Annotated in this window: 22 protein-coding genes; 19 read left to right on the top strand and 3 right to left on the bottom strand. The window is 33.7% G+C overall.

The genetic code is table 11. The features are described from left to right. The first annotated feature begins 28 nt into the window (after window positions 1-28). On the top strand, window positions 29-817 hold the full coding sequence (locus ACQY2P_RS07095) for a metal ABC transporter permease (protein WP_428327279.1): 789 nt from the start codon (window positions 29-31) through the stop codon (window positions 815-817). On the opposite strand, the gene ACQY2P_RS07090 is transcribed toward ACQY2P_RS07095, so the two are convergent. Further along, the gene (locus ACQY2P_RS07090) at window positions 807-3,590 is read right to left on the bottom strand and encodes a virginiamycin B lyase family protein (RefSeq protein ID WP_428325960.1); all 2,784 of its coding nucleotides are present in this window, start codon (window positions 3,588-3,590) and stop codon (window positions 807-809) included. The two genes, ACQY2P_RS07095 and ACQY2P_RS07090, sit on opposite strands and share 11 nt — an antisense overlap. A 102-nt stretch (window positions 3,591-3,692) precedes the next feature. On the opposite strand from ACQY2P_RS07090, the gene ACQY2P_RS07085 reads away from it, so the two are divergent. Further along, window positions 3,693-4,322, top strand: coding sequence for a hypothetical protein (locus ACQY2P_RS07085; protein WP_428325959.1), 630 nt, complete (start codon window positions 3,693-3,695; stop codon window positions 4,320-4,322). A 12-nt stretch (window positions 4,323-4,334) separates the two neighbouring features. Here the strand turns inward: ACQY2P_RS07085 and ACQY2P_RS07080 are convergent, their stop codons facing one another. Both ACQY2P_RS07080 and ACQY2P_RS07075 read right to left on the bottom strand, forming a co-directional pair. Next, on the bottom strand, window positions 4,335-5,207 hold the full coding sequence (locus ACQY2P_RS07080; protein WP_428325958.1) for a PEFG-CTERM sorting domain-containing protein: 873 nt from the start codon (window positions 5,205-5,207) through the stop codon (window positions 4,335-4,337). Between the two features lie 59 nt (window positions 5,208-5,266). Further along, the gene (locus ACQY2P_RS07075; protein WP_428325957.1) at window positions 5,267-6,088 is read right to left on the bottom strand and encodes a CFI-box-CTERM domain-containing protein; all 822 of its coding nucleotides are present in this window, start codon (window positions 6,086-6,088) and stop codon (window positions 5,267-5,269) included. Between the two features lie 112 nt (window positions 6,089-6,200). Here ACQY2P_RS07075 and ACQY2P_RS07070 point away from each other — a divergent pair, with 112 nt between their 5' ends. From ACQY2P_RS07070 to ACQY2P_RS06990, 17 genes are all read left to right on the top strand, one after another. Next, entirely contained in the window at window positions 6,201-7,913 is a 1,713-nt protein-coding gene (locus tag ACQY2P_RS07070; RefSeq protein ID WP_428325956.1) for a peptidase, read from the top strand. Between the two features lie 33 nt (window positions 7,914-7,946). Further along, window positions 7,947-8,153, top strand: coding sequence for a hypothetical protein (locus ACQY2P_RS07065; RefSeq protein ID WP_048071562.1), 207 nt, complete (start codon window positions 7,947-7,949; stop codon window positions 8,151-8,153). Next, window positions 8,110-9,705, top strand: coding sequence for a peptidase (locus ACQY2P_RS07060; RefSeq protein ID WP_428325955.1), 1,596 nt, complete (start codon window positions 8,110-8,112; stop codon window positions 9,703-9,705). Before ACQY2P_RS07065 ends, ACQY2P_RS07060 begins: the two co-directional genes overlap by 44 nt. A 63-nt stretch (window positions 9,706-9,768) precedes the next feature. Beyond that, window positions 9,769-10,161: a hypothetical protein gene (locus ACQY2P_RS07055; RefSeq protein ID WP_428325954.1), complete on the top strand. Its 393-nt coding sequence runs from the start codon at window positions 9,769-9,771 to the stop codon at window positions 10,159-10,161. Further along, window positions 10,154-10,654, top strand: coding sequence for a winged helix-turn-helix transcriptional regulator (locus ACQY2P_RS07050; RefSeq protein WP_428325953.1), 501 nt, complete (start codon window positions 10,154-10,156; stop codon window positions 10,652-10,654). Before ACQY2P_RS07055 ends, ACQY2P_RS07050 begins: the two co-directional genes overlap by 8 nt. After that, window positions 10,608-11,879 carry a peptidase gene (locus ACQY2P_RS07045; protein ID WP_428325952.1) on the top strand — a complete coding sequence of 424 codons (1,272 nt, stop codon included), beginning with the start codon at window positions 10,608-10,610 and terminating at the stop codon, window positions 11,877-11,879. Before ACQY2P_RS07050 ends, ACQY2P_RS07045 begins: the two co-directional genes overlap by 47 nt. 79 nt (window positions 11,880-11,958) lie before the next feature. Further along, on the top strand, window positions 11,959-13,338 hold the full coding sequence (locus ACQY2P_RS07040) for a hypothetical protein (RefSeq protein WP_428325951.1): 1,380 nt from the start codon (window positions 11,959-11,961) through the stop codon (window positions 13,336-13,338). 72 nt (window positions 13,339-13,410) lie between these two features. After that, window positions 13,411-14,433 (top strand): AAA family ATPase, encoded by a 1,023-nt coding sequence (locus ACQY2P_RS07035; protein ID WP_428325950.1) that lies wholly within the window; start codon window positions 13,411-13,413, stop codon window positions 14,431-14,433. Between the two features lie 3 nt (window positions 14,434-14,436). Further along, window positions 14,437-15,309, top strand: coding sequence for a DUF58 domain-containing protein (locus ACQY2P_RS07030; protein ID WP_428325949.1), 873 nt, complete (start codon window positions 14,437-14,439; stop codon window positions 15,307-15,309). Continuing rightward, on the top strand, window positions 15,309-16,259 hold the full coding sequence (locus tag ACQY2P_RS07025) for a VWA domain-containing protein (protein WP_428325948.1): 951 nt from the start codon (window positions 15,309-15,311) through the stop codon (window positions 16,257-16,259). Before ACQY2P_RS07030 ends, ACQY2P_RS07025 begins: the two co-directional genes overlap by 1 nt. 43 nt (window positions 16,260-16,302) lie before the next feature. Then, a complete protein-coding gene (locus ACQY2P_RS07020; protein WP_428325947.1) occupies window positions 16,303-17,592 on the top strand; it encodes a hypothetical protein in 1,290 nt (429 codons plus the stop codon). Then, window positions 17,589-18,923 carry an FxLYD domain-containing protein gene (locus ACQY2P_RS07015; RefSeq protein ID WP_428325946.1) on the top strand — a complete coding sequence of 445 codons (1,335 nt, stop codon included), beginning with the start codon at window positions 17,589-17,591 and terminating at the stop codon, window positions 18,921-18,923. The genes ACQY2P_RS07020 and ACQY2P_RS07015 overlap by 4 nt, the downstream gene beginning before the upstream one ends. Before the next feature lie 68 nt (window positions 18,924-18,991). Beyond that, a complete protein-coding gene (locus ACQY2P_RS07010; protein WP_428325945.1) occupies window positions 18,992-20,764 on the top strand; it encodes a hypothetical protein in 1,773 nt (590 codons plus the stop codon). 43 nt (window positions 20,765-20,807) lie between these two features. Beyond that, complete coding sequence (locus ACQY2P_RS07005; RefSeq protein WP_428325944.1) at window positions 20,808-22,679, top strand: cupredoxin domain-containing protein; 1,872 nt, start codon at window positions 20,808-20,810, stop codon at window positions 22,677-22,679. Between the two features lie 149 nt (window positions 22,680-22,828). Further along, window positions 22,829-24,379, top strand: coding sequence for a peptidase (locus ACQY2P_RS07000; protein WP_428325943.1), 1,551 nt, complete (start codon window positions 22,829-22,831; stop codon window positions 24,377-24,379). Window positions 24,380-24,456: 77 nt separating this feature from the next. Then, complete coding sequence (locus tag ACQY2P_RS06995; RefSeq protein ID WP_428325942.1) at window positions 24,457-25,557, top strand: tyrosine-type recombinase/integrase; 1,101 nt, start codon at window positions 24,457-24,459, stop codon at window positions 25,555-25,557. A gap of 109 nt (window positions 25,558-25,666) precedes the next feature. After that, window positions 25,667-26,320, top strand: a complete 654-nt coding sequence (locus tag ACQY2P_RS06990) for a hypothetical protein (protein WP_428325941.1) — start codon at window positions 25,667-25,669, stop codon at window positions 26,318-26,320. The last annotated feature ends 4 nt before the right edge of the window (window positions 26,321-26,324 follow it).

Here is a 26,324-nt window from a genome sequence, read left to right as displayed (position 1 = left end):
GTCTTTTGAAATTCTAACTTACAGTTTCATGCACAGAGCATTAATCTCTGGAATTGCTATTGCCATTCTTTGTTCAGTTGTAGGATTGTTTTTGGTTCTCAGACGATATTCATTGTTTGGTGATGCAATAGCACATTCATCATTTGGTGGAATTGCGTTAGGTCTTTTGGCAGGGGTTTATCCATTATGGACTGCTTATGTGGTTTCAATAGTTAGTGCATTAATCATTACAAGAATCAAAGACAGATTCAACATCTCTGGTGATGCATCAATTGCAGTACTACTGTCCTCAGGCATAGCAGTTGGGCTCGTAATCATTGGATTGTCAGGAGGATTTACCATTGACATCTTTAGTTTTCTCTTTGGCAGTATCCTTCTAGTTAGTGTTGATGACACTGTTATGATACTTGGTCTTACTGGTGCAATTCTAATTGTGATATTGGTGTTGTATAGGCAAATTCTTTATTCTACATTTAATGAGGAGCAAGCTAAAGTTAGTGGAATTCCTGTAGAGAAAATAAATTATCTCATAGTATTTTTGGCAGGAATTACAGTTGTTACTTCTATACAACTTGTTGGCGTCTTGTTAATTTCAGCATTGTTTGTAATTCCAAATGTTTCAGCAATTATGTATGGAAAAGGTTTCAAACAGACTGCAATCATTTCCATGAGCTTTTCAATTTTTTCAGTTGTAACAGGAATTTTGGTCTCTTATATTTTTGATATTACCCCTGCTGGAACAATTGTCTTGATTTCAATTGGTTTACTTGCAGGAACAATGGGAATAAAAGCTAGCGGTTTACTTTCTAAGAATTAATCAAATCGTTTAGTCTTCTTTTGTCTTTAATGCTCTTCACATAGAACAAAGAAGTTGCAATAATTCCTAATGCAATTAATGGCGACGCAAGTTCTGTATACTTTAATTCAAATCCTCCTGATGATTGAACTTGTGATGCAATAACTGGAACCTCTGTCATCTTTATTGTTCCAATTTTTCCTGTTTGCCATTCAGCAAACCATACATTGTTGTTTCCATCTGATGTCATGAATTGCACAAATGATGTTTCTGATGGAACTGGAATCTCAATCAAATTATTATTGTCAGGATCATATGCACCGATATAGTCTATCGTATGCTGTGCAAACCACACATTTCCATATCTATCAAATGTCATGCCATATGGTAATGCTTCATTATTGGGTACAGTGATTCTCTCAAATGTATCTAAAACTGGATTAAATTTGGTAATTGCCAAGCCTGTATGCTCTGCTATCCACACATTTCCCTCATCATCAAAGAGTAATGCCTCAGGTCCTTGTAATGGTGGATCACTTGAAAATTGTGTAATTTGATTATTTTTTGGATCAATGTATCCTATATTTCCTGAACCAGTTGCTGTAAACCACACATTTCCATCCACATCAAGTTCTAAAGCAAATGGCAGGTTCTCTTTTCCTGGTAGAATAATTTCTTCAAATTCATCACTTTCTGGTATGTATTTTACAATTCTGTCTTTATTGAGAATTGTAACCCAAACGTTTCCATCAAAGTCTGCCTTTATGAAAAGAGGAGTGTTATCTGAAATAACAGGATCAAAATTTGGAAGTGTTTTTGTTGTAATTTCTTTTGTTTGAGGATCCAAGAACCCAATCTGGTTTCTAGGAGTGTCAACAAACCAAATCTTACCGTCCCTATCTTGAGTTAGAAATGTTGAACCTATTCCATCAAATGAATGTGATGTAAACTCTTGAGTTTCAAGTGAAAACTCCCATAAACGTGGAGCTAATGCATCACTTACCCAAAGTGTGTCTCGACCATCATACAATGGAAAGAGTGGTTTTGATTCTTCAGGTAATTCATATTCAATAATTTGTGTTTGAATGTCTGTTAGTTTTGGCTTTACTAGCAAATTCAAAATCTTTGATTCATTTGCATTTTCAGTTCTTTGTGCTTCAACTTCAACTAACCATTCTCCTGAAAATCCAAATGTTATTTCTCCTTGGAATTCTACTGGTCTATTTTCTTCTTGTTTGATTATCTCCATTGGAACTTCTATTGGTGAAATATTCTTTGATGGATTTGATACTTTGACTTTAAGCTGGTCTGAATCATAGAGTGGATTTCCTTCAAAGTCACTAACCTTGACTAGAATTGTGTTTGAACCACTTGAAAATGGTGAAATATCAACATCAAATTTTGTATTCTCTGTAAATTCTATAGTTTTGAACCCATAAACGATCTCTTGTGCATCAACTTTTTGGATTTCTCCTGCAGGCAATGTTCCGTTAGCAAGCAATGCCACAACTCCCAAAAGTATGATTCCTAATGCTGCATCAACTTTGAGTGTTCTCTTTAGTTTTTTGTGTACTGAAATTTTTCCTGATGAAAAATTCTCTTCAGCATTTTTCTGTATTTTGAATTGGAAAAATCCTCCCAATCCTATCATGACTGCTGCAATTGCTATTTTGAGTATGATTAATTGACCATAAACTGATTCAGTAATCATTCCTACATCGCTTTCTAAGAACCACATCAACGTTGGTCCTGTGATGATGACAACTCCAACTGCAATGATAAATGCAATTGAGAATCGAGGTATGAGTACCAGACTCATCTTTTCTCTACTTGATTCTTTTAATTGTGAAAATGTTGGAAGTAGTGTAAACACAAAATAGAAAATTCCACCAATCCACACTGCTGCAACCAAATTATGTATGTAATCTAATACTAGTGGAACTATTTGTCCACTTGCTGCACCATGTCCAATCATACTTGTTGTAGAGATTAGTACTAGTGATACTGCCAACATTGCAATTTGACTGCTCTTTGATAGGACTTTCTTCCTGTCCATTCCAAACCAAATTCCTAATAGAAGTATTGTTACTATCATTCTGATTAACCAAATATTTCCAAAATCAGTTTGTATTGCATCAATTGGTGATGCTTCTAATCTGATTGTTTGAACTGCAATCATCAAAATATCTGAAATGAAAACCAGAACAAGTCCAATCCCTGTAACTGACATGAATTTTCCATGATGGATAGATTGAATTTTTTCTAATTCTTCTCTTATGGATTGTTTATTTTGTGTGCCCCAAATTATGAGAGATGCAACTACTGCACCTAAAACAATTGTCTGACCTACTAGTCCTGGAAACCTTGCACCAGCTTCTGGTAGAAATATGAGTTCAGATGGTTGCTCTACACCAAGTAGCGAAGGATCAATTACAACATCACCAACTGCAAACAAGAATGCACCTGGAACAAGGTGTCCATCTACTTTAGAGAGAACTTTAGTTGAAACAGTGTAAACCCCATCCTCTAATGGCGGTGTTGTAACAATAAGAGATAACTCTCCCTCGTAGTAAGCTGTATCCTTGTTGTCTATCTGATTTCCATTTGTATCAAATACCTTGAGTTCACTAAAGTTAATGTCAATTGCTTCAGAAAAAATCACAATTACTTCAGTTGTTCCAGCTGGAGTATTAGATGTTAGACTTGGAATAGTCTCTTCAGTATATGGGTGGGCTGATGCAAATGGAATTGAAATAAATGATATCATCAATAAAACAATTAGAAATTTTTGCATTTACTCTTCAGGGCAACATTGATAATTTAAACAGTTTTCACGAATTCGAGTTTTGTACCAATTCACGTAAAGATAATAACGTGTAATTAAGAAATGATAGTAATGAAAATCGTAGTTTTTGGTATTATTGGTTTGTTGTTCTCTATTGGAATGATTGCTCCATCATTTGCACATACAACTGTTCATGTTGAACAATATGAAATTGAAGCAGGATGGGGAATTGAACCTCCAGTTGTAGGAATTAGAAATGATATTATTTTCAAAATTATAGAACGTGGAGAAAATGAAGGCACGTATTCAGGAATAACAAGTGCATTCAAGGGTGTTGATACCACTGTAATGTTTGGTGGTGCAACAAAGAAAATTGATATAAATTCTGACCCTAGACCTGGATACTATTTTTCACCAATTATTCCAACTAAGACTGGAACCTACATGGTAGAACTCAAAGGCGAAATTCGTGGAGTTCCAGTTGATGTAAAAATTCCAATTGAAGATGTAGAGCCTACTGCAGTATTGGATTTCCCACCTTCTAGTAGTGAAGGTGCTGCAGATGTTGCTGCCCTAAAGAACGCAATTTCATCTTTACAACAAGATGTTTCTAAATTAAAGTCCGGTGAGACTGAAGTAACGTCTGATGGTGGAGCAGCATATGACTTTGCAATATTTGGATTGTCGATTGCAGGAGCTGCAATAATCTTAGCGATAATTGCTTTAGTAAAAAGAAAATAGAAAAGAGGATTCCTAAAATCTTGGAACTACTCTAGATTTTGCAGTGACTGCTACGATGCTTATGATTGCAACAGCTAGTATCATCATTGCAATTGTACCAAATTCTGGAACAACATTTGTAAATACTACTTCTTCACCAATTGGTCCTGTCTTTTCGTCAATACCATAACCTTGGAAGGTAATAGTAATGTCTACTGGGTCAGAAGAACTTAGTGGTGCTGTTGTGTGCATACCTGTACCTTCATGATGATGTGCGCCTTCATCGTTTAGTACTTCGTCACCATTTTGTGTAACCATTATGTCATGGTTAACATGTTCTGCATCTGCGAATTCAATGGAAATTTCCATTGCTTCACCTGCAGTTGGTGCTGAAGCCCAAATTGAAACCATTGTACCATCTGATAACATACCTGTTGCGGTTGCATCACTTTCTGGCATCATCATCATTTCGTCACCATGATCGTCACCATGATCGTCTTCAGCTGCTCCGACTTCTTGTACTATGATTGTACCTTGCATCCAAGGATGAACCATACAGAAGTAAGGATATTCACCTACAGTATCTGGACTCCACTCAAATGAGCTTCCTGCCATTAACAAGCTGGTATCAAAGATACCATCAGGTCCACCGTCAGGGGTTCCTGATGTGTATGTGTGTGCTGCAGTGTCAGTGTTTGACATTATTACAACACCGCCAACATCAACTGTTGCAGTAGTTGGAATGTAACATCCATCTGCGGTTTCTTCACAACCTGGTGCACCAGAACCATCTGCTGGTAAGATTGTGACTTCTGAATGATCTGCATATGCAGCTGGTGTTGTTGCAACTAATCCAGCTACCATAGCAAATAGTACGAAGAAAGAGCAAATTGCTATAGTCTTCATTAACCAGTTTACTCGGTCGGATACATAAAAACCTCACTGGAATTTTCAGATATAGAATCTTAGTTTTTTCTCAATTGGTACAATTTTAGAATTCCAACTACAGGAATTCCAACATACATTCCAAGATTTAGTAGTACTATAGAGATTCCATATCCTAACATCTCTTGCTCTGAATCAATATCTGCATGATTTAGCAATGATAATGATGATAGCATTGGAGTAAGTGTTACTTTCATAACTTCTTTGAAAAATGGTTGCTCTCTTTCAAAGTCTGCAACTGCAGGTGAGAATGAATAATAGAATTGATTAAAAGTTGTCATAAATGCAATTCCTGAATTTGTTTTGAGAACCGTATTGTCTCTAAGTTCTCTTAGTTGTTGTACTTGTGGTGCAAGTTCTGAGCCAAATGCTGCTGTTGCAATAAGACAACCTCCATTTTCTCCATCTGGTTTTTCATCCTTTGGTGGTGTGATTGGTTGTGCATTTGCTTCGCCTACTTGAATATCAAAAGATACTGTTTCTCTTGGAATTGGTTGGAACAATATTCCTTCAACCTCAAAGTCCATTGAATACACCCCTTCACCAAGGTTAAACTCTATTGGAATTTTCACAGAGCCAAGAGAAGTATGTGTAAGTGGAATTGGACCAAATACAGTTTCACCGTCTTTTGAAACAGCTACTGTGTAGTCAATATGTTCTTGAACTTTTTGAGTTTGTGGATTGATAAAATCTATGTTAATCTTAGTTTCAACACCGGGTTTAATTGCATCATATGTTAATTTTACATCCAAAGTACTCTTGTCTGTAGGTAATGTTTGAGTTTCAGCAAATGCTGGAACCATTAAAAGTGGAATGAGAAATAATGCGAAAAGAATCTTCATGTTATACTTTGGAAAAATGATAAATAAAAATCGTACCCCAATTCTTAAAAAAAATTCTCACGCATAGAAATACTGTGCCATCTTTAAATATGGAATTAACATAATTTCATCATTGTACCAGAAGTTTGCTTTATTCATTACAATTATCGGAATTTTCACGATACCTGCATTAATCCCTGATGTATTTGGACATGGTCTAGGTGGAGATCAAGCTCCTCCAATATCATTTGGTGATATGGAAGTTACTGTTAGTACACAACTAAGTCCATCTGATATTACTGTAGGTGAGATTGATGATGCAAACATGCAAGTTCGTTTCTTTGATACTTTGACTGATACTAATCTTGACAAAGTAACCTATAGAGTTGAAGTCTGGCATAGTGGCGAACTTTTGGCTAGAAACTTGTTTTATGATTTGGATGGACGATTAGATGTTAAACTAACACCAAGAGCTGATTGTGATGAAGAAAATCTACATCAATGTACTGTTTATTATGGTTCAGAGCATGTTAGTGCTCCTGGCGCTCTATTTGTTCATGGTGCAGAATGTAATGATGAAAACTTGGACATGTGTGCAAGACCTGGAATTACAGGCCCGATATTCTTAGAGGGTGGATTATATCAAATTCGTGTAGATATTGAAGCTGCAACTAGTCCAAAATCTGTTTTGGCAAATTTGTTAAGCTATGAAACTTTTGTCAGTATTGCACAAGATCAAGACTTTATGATACAAACTGCTAATGCAGAAATTCCAGTTGTTGTTAAAACATACTATGACGAAGTTGATAACTTCAAATTTGATCAATCAGATAATTCAATTTCATTTGATATGCCATTTGATTGGAGTCCAGATTATGTTGATTTAGTTCAGGTAGTCCATGAAGAAGTTAGAGTTCCAAAAACTTTTGCACCATATGCAGAGGGTAAACAATTCAAAGGTTATGTCAATGGTGTAGAAATTGATCAAAGAGCATTACTAAATGATCCATATTCCTATGATGACACTAACATTGTTCATTTTCTAATCACTAATCAAGAATTACAGAAAATTAACGAAACATTAGGTGAATCAAATTATGATAATCCAAAAATGGATCTCAAACTTGTACCACTTGAAGCTGTAGAAAAACAATCAACTGAATTCTATCTTGTAGATACCACAAACTATGAACCTGTTCCAACAACTGTTAACATTTCATGGGATGGAAGTTATGGTGCAGGCGATGAAATTCCTTTTGAAATTACTTTCTTTGATGAAAGCAGAGAACTTATTCGAGATATGAGATATGTTGTATCCTTTATTGATGAAAACGATGAAGTCCTAGAGACATTCTTAGGTGATAATCCAGACATGCCGGGAATTATTGCAACAGAAGGAATCGATGTAAAGAAAATCTTTGTTCCATCTCAAGGAGTCTATAGAATTGATATTAGAGCATTAGGTACTGGATTAGCATATGATGAGACTTATGCAGGAATTGGTTCAGGAATAATTGAACTAGGACCTAGTATGGGAACATCTACTCCTGCCCCAGAAACACAACCACCTGCAGCAATTCCAGCATGGATTAAAAACAATGCAGAGTGGTGGGCTGATGGACAAATTGATGATGGTTCATTTGTACAAGGAATTCAGTATTTGGTTAAAGAAGACATTCTAAAAATACCACCAACTTCTCAAGGTGAAGGTGTCGGTTCCAATGAAATTCCAGCATGGATAAAGAACAATGCAGGTTGGTGGGCAGAAGGTGCAATTGATGATGATTCTTTCATTCAAGGAATTCAATTCTTGATTAAAGAAGGAATCATGAAAGTTCAATCATAGGTTTTTAAATAAATTCAGTAAAGTGATAGTGTAATGAAAGACATCAATGATATCATGCCAAAAGTTCCTAACATGAGATGGGGAGCTTTGATGAACAAACCTCCAACTAATGAAAAAGTTGAAGAGATGAACAAAATCTTTCCAAGTAATGGTAAATGGCATACTATCTTTGAAGAAAAAGACTCTGTTACAATTGATGGAAAAGAAATCCGTAAAAAAGATCCAAACAAGTGGACATAATTTGAAAAACCTATTCCTGTTACTTTTACTACCATTGTTGTTTGTATTTGCTTTTGATAGTGCCTTTGGTCACGGTGTTGGAAGTGAAACTTTTCCCCCTGTAGAATTTGATGGGAAACAAGTAACCATAGAAGTTTCTTCATCACAAAGTGATCCTGAAACAAATGATGATCAACAAATTTCTATTTCTATGATTGACTTTGATTCTAAAATTACTTTACGTGATGTTACTTTTCACATAAAAGCTGAGAAAGGAAGCCAATTTCTTTTTGAACAAGAATTCAAAGCAGATAACGGTTTTCTAGTCTTTAATTTTGTTTCAGAAGAAACCGATTCTATCATTATAGAGGAAGAAAGTGAAAGCAATGTCTTTGGTTCTTTATTAGGATTGGATAGTAGGCTGATTCACGTAAAGGGTCCCAAACTCAGTGAAGGTGGATTATACAAATTTGATATTAGCATACTCACTGCTGATGGATATTCCAAAACACTTGAAGAACCATTGATATTCAATGCAGGAATTTCTATTGCTCAGACATCTATACATGATTTTGTTGATCCAAATTTTGGAGACCAGAATATCCATGTAATTACTTACTATGATAAAATTTCTAATTTTGAATATGACCCTGATTCAAAAGAAATCAGATATTCTATGCCATTTGAATGGAGTCATACTAACATCAATCAAACATCAGTTGTTCATGAAGAACTAGTTATTCCAAAAACCTTTGGTGATTTACTTGTGTCTGGATTTACCATGTTCATTAACGGTGTTCAACTCTCTGAAGATGTATCAACAATTGATGATTTCTTCACTGATGGACGTACTGTTCATTTCATAATTTACCAAAAGGAATTACTCAATGTTTTGGAAAATGGAGCAAATGAAAATGGGATGAATTTTGTAATAAAACCTGATAGAGATTACCCACATTTGAGTTCAGTTACTGATAATGGACAATTTAGAATTCTTGTATCCTGGGAACCAGAGAATCTCAAATCTAATTCAGATGCAAAAATAAATTTTGATGTAACTGATGTTTTCTTAAAAAACAAACCTGTCTCAACAAATTATGAATTATCAATTACACAAAATAATAAAATAATTTATCAGCAAAGTGGAATTAGTACTGATTCAAGAGAAGAACATAATGTGGCAGAGTTTATGATCCCACAAGATGTTTCAGGAATTGTAAATTTGAATTTTAATAATTTAGATAACAATGATCTTGCAAGAACAACAATTCCAATTGTTATTGATAGAGTTTCATCTCAAAAAGAAATTACAATTCCTGATTGGATTAGAAATAATGCATTATGGTGGTCTGAAGAACAAATTGATGATAACACATTCGTCCAAGGAATTGAATATCTAATTAAGAACCAAATTATTGTAATTCCTTCAACCCAACAAGAAACTTCAGAATCTCAAGAAATTCCGTCATGGATTAGAAATAATGCTGCTTGGTGGGCTGCAGGACAAATAGACGATCAAACATTCGTCCAGGGATTAGAATTTTTGATTCAGAAAGGAATCATTCGTGTTTGATCGGTACCACTTCGAGAATTGAACCAGTCGGTTTAAATGAATAATTAAGAAAATTACACTACTTTGTTTAGGCCTGAAAAAATAGTTGAAAGAAAGTCTACATTATTTTCTATTGTTGTTACTGGAGTAGTTGCAATTCTTGCTATCCCAATTATCATCCCACACTTGCTACATGGCTATCATTTAGCACACATCATTTTGCATGTTGGAGGAATTTCTTTGGCAGTATTCATTACTGTACTTGCAATCTTTGCATATCACAAATTACGAACAAAACGACTTTTGCTTAGTGCTATTGCATTTGCAAATTTTATTGGAGCAGAAGTTGTCCTACTGATTGATGCTACTTGGCCAAACGTGTTTGATTTTGACATGATGTCGATTTCAGAGGTAGGACATTTATTGACGTTTATCACATTGGGACTATTAGCGCTAGGAGTGTTTAGAAATGACTGATAGAGATTCACAAATTCAAGAAATTATTGAAAAAAATCCAGGAATTCAATTCCGTGAAATCATGCGTTCTTCTGGATTAAAAAATGGAGTTCTAAGTCATTATCTAGATAAATTAGAAAGAAACGGAATCATCAAAGCATATCGTGGTCCAAGACAAGTTAGATTCTATCCTCCACAAATTACTGAAGATGAATCAATAGTAATCAAAGCATTAAGAAAACAAACCCCACGTGATCTGTTACTTGCACTAGTCAAAGAAGATGGTTTAGAATTTTCTCAATTAGTTAAAGAAGTAAACAAATCACCATCTACTGTTTCATTATACCTATCTCAATTAGTTGATGATGGATTAGTAGAAACAAAATTTGTTCAACTCAAAAAAAGATATCATATTAAAGTCAGAGACTTGATAGATAAACTAGTTGAAGACTATAGACCAAGCCTACTTGAAAAACCAACTTCTGGATTCGAAGACATCATCAACTCTTTCTAGAGTGTTTCATCCAAAAATTCTTCTCTTACTGGGATTATTTTCAATAATTCTATTCATTCCTAATCTGGCTTTTGCTGATGTCTTTGTTCCACTACATGAGTATCTAGGATATTTTGATTCTAATGGAATCTATACTGTAGTTGGAAATGTAAAGAATGAAAATGATTTTGCAGTGATTCCAACAATTACCGTTCCTGTAATTGAGAATTCAAAAACAATTTCAAAAACAATTAAACATGTTCCGCTAGCTGCTGGAACAGAGATACCATTTAAGATAAAATTCCCTGAAGTAACATCAAATACTCCAATTCTAGTTAATCCTGAATTGATATATGAGAAAACAATTGCACATGAAATTCCAATCCAAATAATTTATGATAAAACTCTAATCAAACATGATGATGGCCATATTTCAGGAAGAATACAAAATACTGGAAATGAAACAGTATACTTTCCAAAAATTTTTGCAGTTGTTCATGGTTATGAAAATGTTCTAGATATTACTCAAAATGTAGAATATATAGAAAAAATTGAACCTGGGGAAATATTGGATTTTACAATGTATCCTGATCCTTCCATAACTGATGATGTCTTTTACTATAGTTGCTTTGCACCAGTTGATACTACTGTAATTCCTGTTACTGCAAAGAAAAATGGCGGTGATTTTGATTTTAGATATGATTCAGGGGCGTGGTATTCAGCTGCAAAGTTTGATGAACAAGGAACTACTATGACTATGCGAGGCTACAATAGTTATCCATTAGAAACATATGCAAATTTTGAATTTGCTCCAATTTCCGGAAATGAAAAATTTTCCGTTACAATCAACGATGAACCTATAGAATTTATTCAAAGTATTGATGAGATGGGATTTTGGCATGTTGCATTTACAGTTGGACCACAGTCTCAAGGTGTGTTGAAAATTTCAGGCTTTGATAAAGGACTACCTCCAGAATTACCTACTATACCTGTATGGGTAAAACAAAATGCAGATTGGTGGGCAACTGAACAAATTTCTTCTTCAGAATTTTTAGAAGGAATTGATTTTCTTTTTGAAAAACAAATTATATCTGTACCATCACGAGAAGTAGTTTCTGAATCTCAATGGAAAATCCCTATCTGGGTACAAACTCCTGCAAGTTGGTGGTATGAAGAAAAAATTACTGACGAACAATTCTTGAATATAATTGAGAATTTGGTTCAACGAGAAATTATTGTCATTTGATCTATATACTTTACAGTGATTTACGATTACAATAAAACATCTGTTTGTTATGTAAAAAACATAATCACATCTCATATGTTTGGCAGTTGTACCACATGTATTGATTCCCCTAGAAAATCAATCCAAAAACAGCTTTAGAAAATATTCTTTATTATCGCTAACAGCTGTTTTTGTATTGTTTTTTGCATATTCCCCAACTTTAGAATCATCATATGCCTCTATGGAAGACGGTATTCTATCAAAATACACTGCAAATGGTCAATACAAAATTGAAATGAAGTGGTCCCCCTCTGGTGAAATCAAACCTGACACTGATTATTTCTTTGACTTTCAAGTAAAAGATGCCCAAACTGACACTCTACTTAGTAACAATTCCTTTAACCTGGAACTCGCTCAAAACGGTAAATCTGTCAATACTCTCACAAAAGAGTTTGATTCAAGCCTATTTTCTAAAAAATTTAATTTTCAGGATTCAGGTGTAATTTCCTTCATTCTGTCTGACATTAATCATTCTGATCAGGACGTAAAATTCTCAATGAAATTAGATGCTGGAACAACATTTCTTACTGATGAAAAAGGATTTACTGCCAAGAAAAGAACAGATGGAGCCCCACAAATTTTTGCATGTGGATTTGAAAAAAATGCAAAAACTCTCCAGAAATGTTTCCAAACCCAAACCTATGATGGCTATGGATGGTTTGGAAAAGTAAATTTCTTGATATATGCACCAGGATGGAATGAAGATTCTGATAAAGTCGAATACATTGGGAATACTGAAGCTAACAAACTAACATTAAGTTCACGTTCAGATAACCATCCTTATCAAGAACTTGGAATATGTGATGGATTTGTTGAAACAGGAGCAGATACAGGACTATTTGTTGGTCGTGTGAAATTAAGTGGACATGATCATGATGTTAATGGTGATGGTGTTGTAGATACAAAGTTTGGTAAAACAAAATGTTCAAACTCTCCAATTGATGAGTATGCAAAAATTGAAGCAGGAAGATCAGGTGCAGTTACACTTACTTGGAAATATCAGGAAGATCCTGTAAAGGTTGTTTCAAAAAGTATCAACTTTAATTGGAATGTAGGTAAACTAAACCTTTCACAAGAACAATATCATGTAGATGATACAGTAGAATTTACATTCTATGATAGAGACATGTACAAAGTAGCTGAAAAAGAATTTGATTTGAACTTTAAGGTATATTCAGATTCTGATAGAGCTGGAGTTGAAATTCAAACAGGACAGAATTACAAGTTTAAACATCCCTTTAGTTTCACTATGAATACTGAGGAAACTGTAGGAAAATCATTACGTGTTTCAAATGGAGATACAATTTATGTTCAATATGATGATTGTACAATGCCAAAAGTCACTGATAAAAATGGATTCACATACTCAGATGACCATTGTGTAGAGGTCATTGAGACAGCCACAGTTTACACTTACTGATACTTATGACATTCTGGTACATCTTTCGAATGAACCAGTCTGATATTTATCCCAAAAACAGCATTCTAAGACATGGCACTTAGAGAAAACCACGTGAACTATTCGGTATCAAATGAAGATATCAAAAAGTTAAGTGAACAAGCTCAGAAATATGCTGAAAAACTTAATGGAGTTTTTGATGAATCACACAAAGTTGTAATTGGTCAACAAGACGCTTTACAAAAAATTCTCATTTCAATAATTTCTGATGGACATGTACTTCTTGAAAGTGTTCCAGGTTTAGCAAAGACATTGATGGTAAAGACAATGGCACAAATTTTCAATGTTGAACATGTTAGAATTCAATTTACACCGGACTTGCTTCCTGCAGATATTTTGGGAACAAAAATTTACAAGAATGCTTCAGGATCATTTGTAACACAAAAAGGTCCAATATTTCATAATTTTGTACTTGCTGATGAAATTAATCGTGCACCACCCAAAGTACAATCAGCATTACTTGAAGCAATGCAAGAAAGAAATGTCAGTATTCACGGAGACACTTTTGAATTAAAAAAACCATTCCTAGTCCTTGCAACCCAAAATCCAATTGAAAATGAAGGAACATACAAACTTCCTGAAGCACAAGTTGACAGATTTGCCTTGAAAATTTTAATTGATTATCCTTCAAAACAAGAAGAGATTGAAATCATTGAAAAAAACTCATCACAACAAGATGACAAAATAAAAACTGTTATTAGTCCTGAAGAAATTTTAGAAATTCAAAAATTCAATGAGAAAATTTATGCTGACAAAGTAATTACAGAATACATTGCAGAAATTGTAAATGCAACACGAAAACCAAAAGACTATGATCTAGATTTAGAAAACATGATAGAATTTGGAGCATCTCCTAGAGCATCAATTTGGTTAATGAGAACCGCAAAAGCAAATGCTATGCTTAATGGCCGAGGTTTCATAATTCCTGAAGATATCAAAGCAGTTGCACACGAAGTTTTACGTCATAGGATAATCTTGACATTTGAAGCAGAAGCAAATGGAATTACCTCTGATAAGGTAATTGACTTTGTTTTAGAAAAAATTAGCCCTCCATAGACCATGACAGAACTTACTGAACTTTTGAAACAGGTCAAAAACCTGGATATCAAGACTAAAAATCTAGTTGAAGGCATGGAATCAGGCGCATATAGGTCCAGATTTAGAGGTGGAGGCATTGAATTCTCTGAAGTTCGAGAATATGCTGCAGGAGATGATGCACGGAGAGTAGATTGGAATGTTTCAGCAAGATATAATGATCTTTTTGTAAAAGAGTTTGTAGAAGAAAAAGAGCTAAATGTCTATGTTATAATGGACATGTCAGCAAGTAATGATTTTGGTTTTGTTAAAAGTAAAAAAGAATTAGGATTTGAAATAACTGCCTCTTTGATGTTTTCTGCATTAAAAAATAATGACCGGGTTGGATTGGGCCTTTTTACAGATTCTCTAGAAAAATTTGTTCCCGCAAAGAAAGGGAAAAAACACATGATGGATATTTTAAAAAAATTATTAGAATATGCTCCAAAAAGTACACAAACAGATATCTTTAGATCATTATCAGAATTACAAAAAAATCTAAAGCGTAGAAGTGTTGTCTTTATTGTTTCAGATTTTATGTCAGATTCATTTGTAAAACCATTACAATATCTTAAATTAAAACACCAGATTGTTTTAGTAAATATTTCAGATATTCGTGAGACAGAGATTCCTCAAATTGGCCATGTGTATTTAGAAGATGCTGAATCTGGAGAACAAATTCTAGTAAATACATCAGATAAAAAATTCCAAGAAGAATATTCCAATCTTATCAAGAAAACAAGAGATGAAAATGAATATGAAATGAAAAAATTGGGGATTGACTTTTTGAATCTTTCAAATGAGGAACCGTTTGATGTTACATTCAATCGCTATATTCGTAGTAGGAGGAAAAATTAATGGAAATTCATTTTGAATATCTTTATGCTCTATTTTTGCTTTTGATAATACCTGGATTGTATGTTCTTTATTCAAAATACAATTCTGAAAAAAAAGATTCAATCATGAAATTTAGTTCATTAAAAATTGTAAAAAAATCTGTAATGGGAAAAAATTTTCTGCGAAAACATTTGCCATTTGTTTTGATGATGGGGATTCTTGGATTGGCAATTATAGGACTGGCAAATCCTCAAATCCCAACATTATCCGTTGAAAATGGCATCAATTTGAGCATAGTATTGGATGGCTCTGAAAGTATGGCCGCAACAGATTATGAGCCAACACGCCTAGATGCAGCAAAAAACGCCATAAATAATCTAATTTTGAAAATGGGCCCTCAGCATAATGTGGGAGTTGTTCTCTTTGAATCTGGGGCGACCACAATATCTTACCTCACTCCTGATAAAGAAAAGTCAGTTAATGCAATTTCCTCTATACAACAAGGTCAAGGTGCTACTGCCATTGGTGATGGTCTTGCACTTGGAATTGATATGGCTTCATCAATTCCTGACAAGAAAGGTGTAGTGATCTTACTTAGTGATGGAGTTCATAATTCAGGATTAGTAACACCTGAAGAGGCAACAGAATATGCAAAAATTAATGGCGTCCAAATTCATACAATTGGATTAGGTTCAGTTGAACCTGTTTTTCTAAGAGATGATATTTACGGTGAACCACAATATGCAGAATTAGATGAAGAAACACTTGTTATTATTGCACAACAAACCTCTGGAAGTTATTACAAATCCCTTGATGAACAAACATTAAATGAAATTTTTGTCAACCTAAGCTCTAATCTTGATTATGAACTAGAGTATTCTACAATAAGAGACTGGTTTATAGCTACTGCAATTGGATTGTTGTTGATTGATGCTTACATAATTTATGGCAGGTACAGAATTGTCGCATAAATTATCAGATTTTAAAAATATAATTGCAACAATTTTTTTATTATTGCCTCTTATTATTGTGAATCCTGCATTTGCAGAATCTTCAGAAATCCAAATGGATTGGTTGATTGAGGGTCAAATTGACAAACAAACTGTCACTCCACAAGAAGCTGAAGTCATTTCAAGTTATGAAGAAGTTTTAGAAAAAGATGTAAAACTAATTTATGATAAATTCATTACCAATAACAAATACTCTGTTGGTGATTACAAAATTACAATTGATTCAGAAGAAGGTCAAATTCTAAATGGCATGTTAATTGAGCAACGAGATCTTAGACAAGACAGTTTTAAACATAAAATAAAATATTATGATAGGTTCTCTGATGGTTATATCGAAATTGCAGAGGCCCTACTAGATCCAATAGGAGATAGCAAATATCTGATTAATGGCAGATCTCTTGATTACAATCCAAATTCAAATTTGGAGCTTTTCGTGCTTGAACGTGGCTACAGTATGGATAATCTAGAAGCTATTCCAAATGATATCTTTACTCCTAAAGAGTTCACTCTTGGTAGGCAACTCATGGATGAGGCTATACGTAGTGGCGAAGGTGAGTTTGATCTAAGAGAATATTCTCCAAACTATCTCTTGCTTACTAAAGAACAAATTCAAGAAAGAATGGTTAATGCATTCTCTGAACAAACATCACAACTGTTTGATGGAATATTATCTGGTGAGCAACTTCCACCAGGCCAACTACCTGATACTGGCATAGCTGCATCTGTACCTACAAGAGAATCCGAAAATATATTTGATAATTTCAAATTTGAAAAACCAAAATTCGAAAACACAAGACATGTACGTGATTCATTACAAAGTAATCCATTCCAAATAACTGAACCTACCCAAAGCATTGAAAATATTTCATTGCTCTTGATAATTCCAGTATTTGTTGCACTGGCAGTATTTGGATATCTTTTGCGCAAGAAATTATCTGAAAGAAAATATGAAGAGCCACTATTACAAGTCTCAAAGCCTCAAGTTGACTTTAGAGAATTGACTCAACAGATGATAAGTAAATCTCAGAGTTTGTTTGAGAATAATCACAGAAAAGAAGCATTTGAGACACTCAGTCAGGCAATTCGATATTACTATTCACAAAATATGAAAATCTACAAAGAGATGACAAATCAAGAATTACTAAACGTGCTTAATGAATCAAAATCAAATGCATATGGTAAGGTAAGGGATTGGCTCTTGCTTTGTGGAAGTGTAGAATATGCAAAGTATGATTCCAGCGATGCTGACTTTAGAGATACGCTATTCAAATTTTCAAAGGAGATTTCAACATGATCAATCTCAAAACTAGTTCGTTAATTGGAATTACTGTTATCTTACTTGCAATTTCAATGCAAAACCCTGTTTTTGGAGACAATTCTGAGGCTAATGTCTTTCCTGATTGGGTAAGACAAGCAACATCAATTTGGCTAAATGGACAAATCTCTGATTCTGAATTCTTAGCACTAATTCAAAATGTTCTTGAAAAAAACATTCTACCTGATGAAATAGAATCCCAAGAAATTCTAAAGAATACTGCAAACACGATAATTCATGATGTCCCAGAACTATATGAGGAAAAAACTCCTGAATTAATTCCATATTGGGTAAAAGATAGAGCAGAATGGTGGATTGATGGAAAAATAAATGATCTGCAGTTTCTTAGAACAATTCATTATTTGCGAGAAGTTGGATATATAGAATACAATCCTGAACAAAGTATTTTTTCTAATAATGAAACATTTCAATCAAGCCTAGAAAAATATTTGTTAAATGATGAAGAACTTTTGAATATTACAAAAGAAACAAAGTGGCGAATATTTTCAACTGAATATGAATTTGAGGAAAAAGAAGGTGTTGTAGATTCTGTCAAAGTTATCTTTAATGATATTAGCAGGGTATACGAACCAATTTTTTACAAATTCAAAGTTCCTACATTAACGATGCAAATAGCTGAATTTAACAACAAAAATGATTTAGATAACTATTGGAATTCTTTTGAAAATAAAGATGATGTATTTGATTCTGCTTATCTTAATGGAAACCCAAACAATAATTCTGAATGTCTGTTCAATTATACTTCAGAGGGCGCATTAACTTCCTGCATTTATGAAAATTTTATAGTACATGTCATCATATTTGATCAACACAATGAACACTACAATTATGATATCTCCAATCTAATTTTAGATGAAAATGAGCCTACAACTAGATTTATGGGTGAAATTTTAAAGAAATTTGCTTTTTACAAAAATGAATTTGTAAACTCTCAATTACACACTGTTTTACAAAAAGAAATTCAAGAAAATAATTTACAGGAATCGCTTTCAAATATTCAAACTGTACCAAAATCTATTGAACCAGAAAAATCTGCAATTCAGGGTGTAGAAAATTTTTCATGCGTTCGTGATGATTTTGGACTAGTAACAATTTCAGGTCAATATCATAATGATAATCTAAAACGCTCTCAAGTTGAACTTTCAATATCTTTTATGGATGCTAAAGGAAACATAGTAGGTAAAACTAGTACCACATTTACTGATCTTCAAGAATTTGAATCAAAAAGATTTGTAGGTAATTCAAAATGGAATGAAAATTTCCATTCGTGTCAAATTGAAATAAAATAAAAGATCTAATGGTACATTTATCGAATGAACCATTCCCATTATATTGAAAACTACGTTTTAGAATCTATATGGCAAAAAGTACAAGGTCAATGGTAATTTTTGTATTTATGGCAGTTTTAGTGTCTTCTATTTCAATTCAATCTGTTTATGCTGATACCGGTTTTACAAATGTAAAAAAATCTGCAGGAATTATAATGAAATTCTGTGCAAATGAAACTTTCAAACTACAAGATTGTCATGAAAGATATGATGGAATTGGTTGGACTGATAGAATTAATGTTTTAATTTATGCTCCTGGATGGAATGAAGACACAGAAAAAATCGAACAAATTGGAACATCCGCAAATCCTATAGATGTTTACACTGATGCTGCACGTGTGGATGGTGTTGAATTTACAGAAACTGGTCCTGATACTGGAGTCTTTATGGGAGTTGTAAAAATGACTGGTGCAATGAGGTATCTTGTTCATGATACTTTCCTTACTACAGTTAGAACTCCTGGAATGACCATGGATCCTGATGGAATGAATATTTCAGCACATGACAGAGCTGTAATGATTGCTACTTCACCTCAAGATGGACGTATTACAGTTGATTGGGAATACAATGAAGATGAACATGTTTACAAGTCTGCACATTATGGATGGCAAATGGGCCAAGTAGAATTCCATAAAGATGCATATGACATTAATGAGAAAGTTACATTTTTCATAAGAGACACTGATTTATGGAAACATCATAGAGAGTTTTTCACAAATTATGTTAAAGTGTATTCAGATTCAGATAGAGCTGGTATTCATGTTGGTGTCCAATTTGTAAAAGATATGGATCATGCAACTATTCAGAATGCAGTTTATGACCGTCACTTGACTGAACCAGCTGCAAGCTCATTAACAAAGTATACTCCTGATGGACAATGGAAGACATACCTTTGGACTGAACCAGGTGGTGTAATTGGTGTTGATCAAGATTATGACTTTAATCTAATGGCTCATGATGGATTAACTGACATCCATGAAATGGGATTGTCATACGACATGGACATTTACCTTAATGGTGAGTTAATTGAATCAAGAAATGATCAATATTGGGTCGATGGACAAGGTGTAGAACCAATTACTTTTGAACAAAGAGGCTCTGCTAAAATTGTAATATCTAACATCTTTGATCAACCTGGTCAAGAAGTAAACTTCTCATTCCAAGTAGCACCTGAAGCAATTCTAGAAGAAGTTGTACCTAGACACGGCGCTTTTGAGGCAGGAAATATTCCAAATTATTTCGTCGGATATGAACATCCTCACTATATCAACTACCTTCCAGGAGAATTCTTTATGACCAGTGATGATTCTTCTCAAGAACAAAATAAACTAAGAGTGGAAAATGGTGATACTATTTACATTGAATATGAAGACCTTACTTTACCAAAACCATTTACACAAGACGATAGACTGGAAATAATTACAAAAGCATTAGTCCTTGACACTGGAGTCCAAATGGCTTCAGATGATTCAGAAATATTTGTTGAGTCTCCAAGACCTACAATCACTCCTGTTTCAGCTGATATTGATATTCCAAACTGGGTAAAAAAGAATGCAATGTGGTGGTCTGATGGACAAATTAATGATCCGGACTTTGCAAAAGGCATTGAATATCTAGTTCAAGAAAACATCATTACAGTTCCTTCTACTGAAGAAACAATAGATGATGAAGAAGCAAATATCGCATCAATTCCTATCTGGGTAAAGAATAATGCATCATGGTGGTCTGAAGGTCATCTTACTGATGTAGAATTTGCAAATGGAATCAAATTCTTAATGGCTTCTGGATTAATCAAAGTCTAAGAATTTTTGTTAACTTAAAATAATTTACAAAGTTTTGATTTACATGAATCAAAAATTATTTCTTGGATTATTTTCTCTAATTCTTGTTTTTGGATCAACACAATTAGCATATGGTGGTGGTTCTGGTAGTGAAGAAAGTGATGTTCTTTTTATCAATCAAAACTATTTCAAAGTGCAATTAGAAACAAATCCCTCAATTTTAGAAGGCACTGAAGAACATATCAATTTTGATATTACAACAATTAATGATGATACTGGACAAGTAGTTTCAGGTGCTGAGCACAGAGTTGAGATCTTTGATGGACAAGGAAATCTAATTGTAGAATTTACCGCATTTTCTCCAGATGGAAAAATAGAGACATTAATTGTACCTAGCCAAAATCTCAATTTTTTGGGTGAAACTGCAGAAAATGGTGCCTGGTTGGCCTCAAATGATTCTCCTCTGACTATAGAGGCTCCATTATTTTTGCAAGGAGGTCTGGTTGATGTCCAAATGACATTATTGTCAATTGACAATGAACCTACATCTGGAACTGATACAACATTTCAAATTTTGTTTACTATGGGAGAATTCATTCCATTTTCTATTGGCATTGATAACACTACGCATGATTTGATGTTTGCAACATATTTTGATAAAATAGAAAACTTTCACTATGATCAAAGAGAAAAAAAACTTACTGCACAAATGCCATTTGATTGGAATGAAAACTTTATTGAATCAATCCCATTTGTTCATGCTGAATACTACATTCCAAAAACTGTAGATATTTTTGAAAATCATGAAATCATATTGACTGTAAATGATATTTCTTATTTTGGTACGATTGATCGTTCTGGTGATGATGAAATTGTTGTTCACTTTTTGCTTTCGTCAAAAAAATTATTGAAAATGATTGATGAAAATCCTCCTGAGTTAAACGATAAAATGATCTTTGGTATTCAATCAGGTAAACAGAGAGATGTTCAAAAAAGTGATGCCTCATTAGAAGATGGAGATAAAGTAATCCAATTATCTTCTGAAGAAGACTGGAAATTCCACCTATCTTTATCTCCAAAAGGAAAAATTAATCCTGGCAATGATGTTACATTACATATAGAATTCCATGATCCTATTTCTAATGTAATTATTCAACAAAATGTTTATGATCTTGATGTCTTTCTTAATGGTAAAATTATAGAATCAAAACAAGGATTAGAGGCATATGATGGAACTGATTCTGTTAAAGTAACCTTTGATGAAATCGGAGCTGCACTTGTAAGAATTTCAAATGTTAACAATTTTGATACATCAGGAGAATTTGCATTCAAAGTATCTGAACCAAAAGAGGAATTGACTGGTGATCATCTTGTAGACATTGCAATAGGCTCAGCTCTTCCAGGCTGCGAAAACGATAATTCTTGTTACATTCCTGCTAGTTTGAATATTGAGTCTAGTCAAGTTGTATTGTGGGATAACAAGGATAGCTCTGCTCACACAGTTACTTCTGGAACTCCAGATGAAGGCTCTTCTGGCATATTTGATAGTGGTGTTGTGGCTGCAGGAAAAAAGTTTTCATTCAAATTTGAAGAAAATGGTAATTTTGATTATTATTGTACACTTCATCCGTGGATGATTGGCTCAGTTACTGTTGGAGAACCAAAAACTGCTGTTCCTGATTGGATAAAGAATAACGCAGGTTGGTGGGCAGAAGGCGCAATAGATGATGATGCCTTTGTTCAAGGAATTCAATATTTGATTAAGGAAAATGTTCTACAAATTCCTGTTACATATTCAGGTGAGGGAACTGGTTCCAATGAAATTCCAGCATGGATAAAGAATAACGCAGGTTGGTGGGCAGAAGGCGCAATAGATGATGATGCCTTTGTTCAAGGAATTCAATTCTTGATAACAAACGGAATTCTACAAGTGTAGTATATCCTACGAATGTACCAATTTTGTTTTAATCTATTTCATTTAACATAATTTACAGACCATAGTTGATGAGAAACTAGGAGGAGTCATCTTGGTTGCCTGTTTCTCATCTTTTATTTTTTATAATAGATATCCATAGTGACAAAATCTTGAAAACTTTTTTTGTAATTTTGTTATTGTCTCTGATTATCTCATTTAGTTCTACATCTGCTTTTGGACATGGATTAGGTGGAGAAGTTTTACCTCCAGTAAAGATTGAAGATAAAGAAGCATCACTATCAATTAGTATCAGTCCTTCTGTTTATGATTCTGAAGAACATGAAAAAATTATTTCACTCCGATTATTTGATGCAAATACTGATGCAATAATTGAACATGTTACATTTGAATTTGAATTAAAAAAAGATGGTAAACAAATTTTCAAAGAAGCATTTCATGATGAACTAGGAAATCTTTTGATCAAAGTAATCACTGAAGATTCTGAAAATATAACTATTGAAGGAGAAATTGAGCCTATTTTAGGAGGTTGGATGAAAAATAATTCTTCTCTACTTATGCGAGGACCAATTTTCACATCTGGTGGATTGTATGATTATAGTGTAAGAATTCTCTCTGTTAATTCAGATTCAAATGTGTTATCAGATGAAATATTATTGCAAGGTGCAATTAGTTTAGCTGAAACAAAATCTTTTCAAGTACTGGATTCTCAAAACAACAAACAAACCCTCCAAGTGATTTCTTATTTTGATAAACTTGATTCATTCAATTTTAATTCAAACAAGATAACACTTTCTATGCCATTTGATTGGAATCAAGATTTAACACAACTAAGTGTAGTTCATCAAGAATTTAGAGTTCCAAACACCTTTGGAGATTTTCTTTTTACAACATATCAAGCAGTTGTCAATGATATTTCATTACCTCATGATACTGTAACCATTGATGATTATTCATTTGAAGATAGAACTATACACATTGTTCTAAATCAAGAGTTACTAAATCAAATTCGTCATAATGCCTCAAAATATTCTGATAATATGATGACTTTTGAACTTAAACCAAGTGATAAAGTAAAATTTCCTCTAGAATTTGCAACCCCTGATTTAAGATACAAAGTATTCTTGTCATGGGAACCTGAAGTTATCAAAACTGGAGAAGATGTTACATTTTTTCTTAGTTTAGAGGAACTTTTCTCAGATAAAACAAAAAAACTAGTTGAATATGATCTTTCAATTATTCAAAATAATGCTGAAATATTTTCAAAACATCTTGTTGGAAATGTAAATTCTGAAACACCAAATTCACACAAAATACAATTTAGTCGTGATCAGACAGGAACTGCAAATTTTGTCTTATCAAATGTTGATGGGAATTCTTTATCCAAAGGTAATTTTATTTTAGTAATTGAGCCTGGAAACCACGAAATTGATGTTATTCCATCATGGATTAAACAAAATGCATCATGGTGGGCAGAAGGCGCAATCGATGATGACTCTTTCATTCAAGGAATTCAATTTCTAATCAAAGAAGGAATCTTACAAATCCCTTCAACTACACAAGGAACTATCTCTTCTAATGAAATTCCATCATGGATTAAACAAAATGCATCATGGTGGGCAGAAGGCGCAATAGATGATGATTCTTTCATTCAAGGAATTCAATTTCTAATCAAAGAAGGAATCTTACAAATCCGAAATTGAAAAATCTTATTATGTTTTGTATATGAGATATATAATGTATATATCTTTATATTTCGTAAATAGATATAATCATAAGAATGAATACAATCGAATATGAAAAAACCTCTTTTCTAGAATCTGTTAAACTACTATCAAACAGCAGATTCACAATAAAGTGCTACAATACCGGAATCACTCATTTTGAGAAATTTCTACAGCATAAGCATAATCTTACAATTGAAAAAGCCAGACAGAACTTTCTCAATAATGAATTAAATGTATACAAAACTCTTCAAGAATTTGTAGTTCATCTAAACAGCAATAACATTGGAGGTTCTGCAATACGAGCATATCTCTCCAGTACCAAAGGATTCATGCGCCATCTTGGAATCAAGATAAATTCTGATGATCTGAGACAACTAGTCAAAGTTCCACGAATTATCAAGAAAAGAGAAATACCAATCACTAAAACAATGATTTCAAGATTGTTACACATATCAAATCCTAGATTACAGACTGCAATCTTGGTCTCTGTTTCAGGTGGAATGCGTCTTGAAGAGATGGTACAATTACGTATCTCTGATATCAATTTTGAAACCACTCCAACTACTGTAACCATACGTTCTGAAATTGCCAAGCGTAGAGTAGGACGGGACACATTTCTCACCACTGAAGCCACTCAGACTCTCAAGGATTACCTCTCAATCCAATTTGGTTGGAAAGAAAACAGCACAAATTTACACCTTCAGAACACTTTTGTTTTTGGAAGGTATTCAGAAGAAAAAACTACCAAAGGCAAGTTTTCAATAGATTCTGCAAAAAATACTCTTCAGAAACATCTGCGCGAAAATGCTAACAAGGTTCCTGAATTACGAGTATTCAATGAAAATGGTCGTTATGCAATCCACTTTCATGGCTTTAGAAAATATTTCAGGACAACTTTGGGAAATGTTTGTGGCAGAGATTATGCTGAAGCCTTAATGGGTCATGCCTTTTACATGGATACATACTACCAGTTACCTGAAGACAAAAAGCAGCAGATGTACCTTGATGCAGAACCTCAACTTACAATTTCAGATTTTGAGACAGTAGAGAAGAATATCAAAGAACTGTCAATGAAGAACTCTCAGTTGGAAGAGAAATTCAACGATCTGTTAGATTATCTGAAAACAAACAAGATTGAAATTCCAAATTTATAATTTTCAAACTAAACTAAAATGTTTATATCATACTTTCATATTTTACACAATAACTTTGAACAAAAAATCCTTTTTCCTGTTTACGATACCTGTATTTTTTATTATTTCTTTGACAACATTATTTTTCATCGTACCTTCAATTAATGCCCAATCTACAACAACTGCATATTCTCCATTAGAAGATGCAGATCATGAAATTGTACCTGGAACTGACTCTTCATCCTCTTTGAATGTAGTGAAAATGGGATCTGTTCCTGGTTTCAGAGATTTGTTATTCTATAAAACACATCAATATGATAGTATTCAGAAGTTTACAAATTCTTGTGGAGGCGTGGTTAAAGGAACAGTAGCTAAATCCGAATCTAACAACTGGGGAGTTTCAACTAGCACAACTACAGGAGGCTCGATTTCAGGGGAAGTAGGTGGGGAAGGAAAACCTAAAGGAAGTGCTGAAATTTCTCGTTCTATTACTACAACTGTTGGAGTTGGAGGTTCTACAGGAACTTCTGCATCAATGGATTATAGTTGTCCTGCTGCTGGAGCAACACCTAATGTAAAACCTACTGCCGCAGTGAAATACAGTGTAAAAGAAATTTCTGGAGAATATCTTGTGTGGCATTTATTTAGCGATTATACTGAATACGAATTTCATTTTCATCAAAGAACTCCATCTAGCTTTGAATGTGAATTAGTATTTTGTGAAACAACTCCAGTCAGAGGAATCCCACCATCTGGTACTACTACAACCACCGGAGGCCAGTGATATA

Source organism: Candidatus Nitrosopumilus sp., from assembly GCF_965262695.1.
Taxonomy (GTDB): domain Archaea; phylum Thermoproteota; class Nitrososphaeria; order Nitrososphaerales; family Nitrosopumilaceae; genus Nitrosopumilus.
This window is presented reverse-complemented; position numbering and strand designations above follow the sequence as displayed.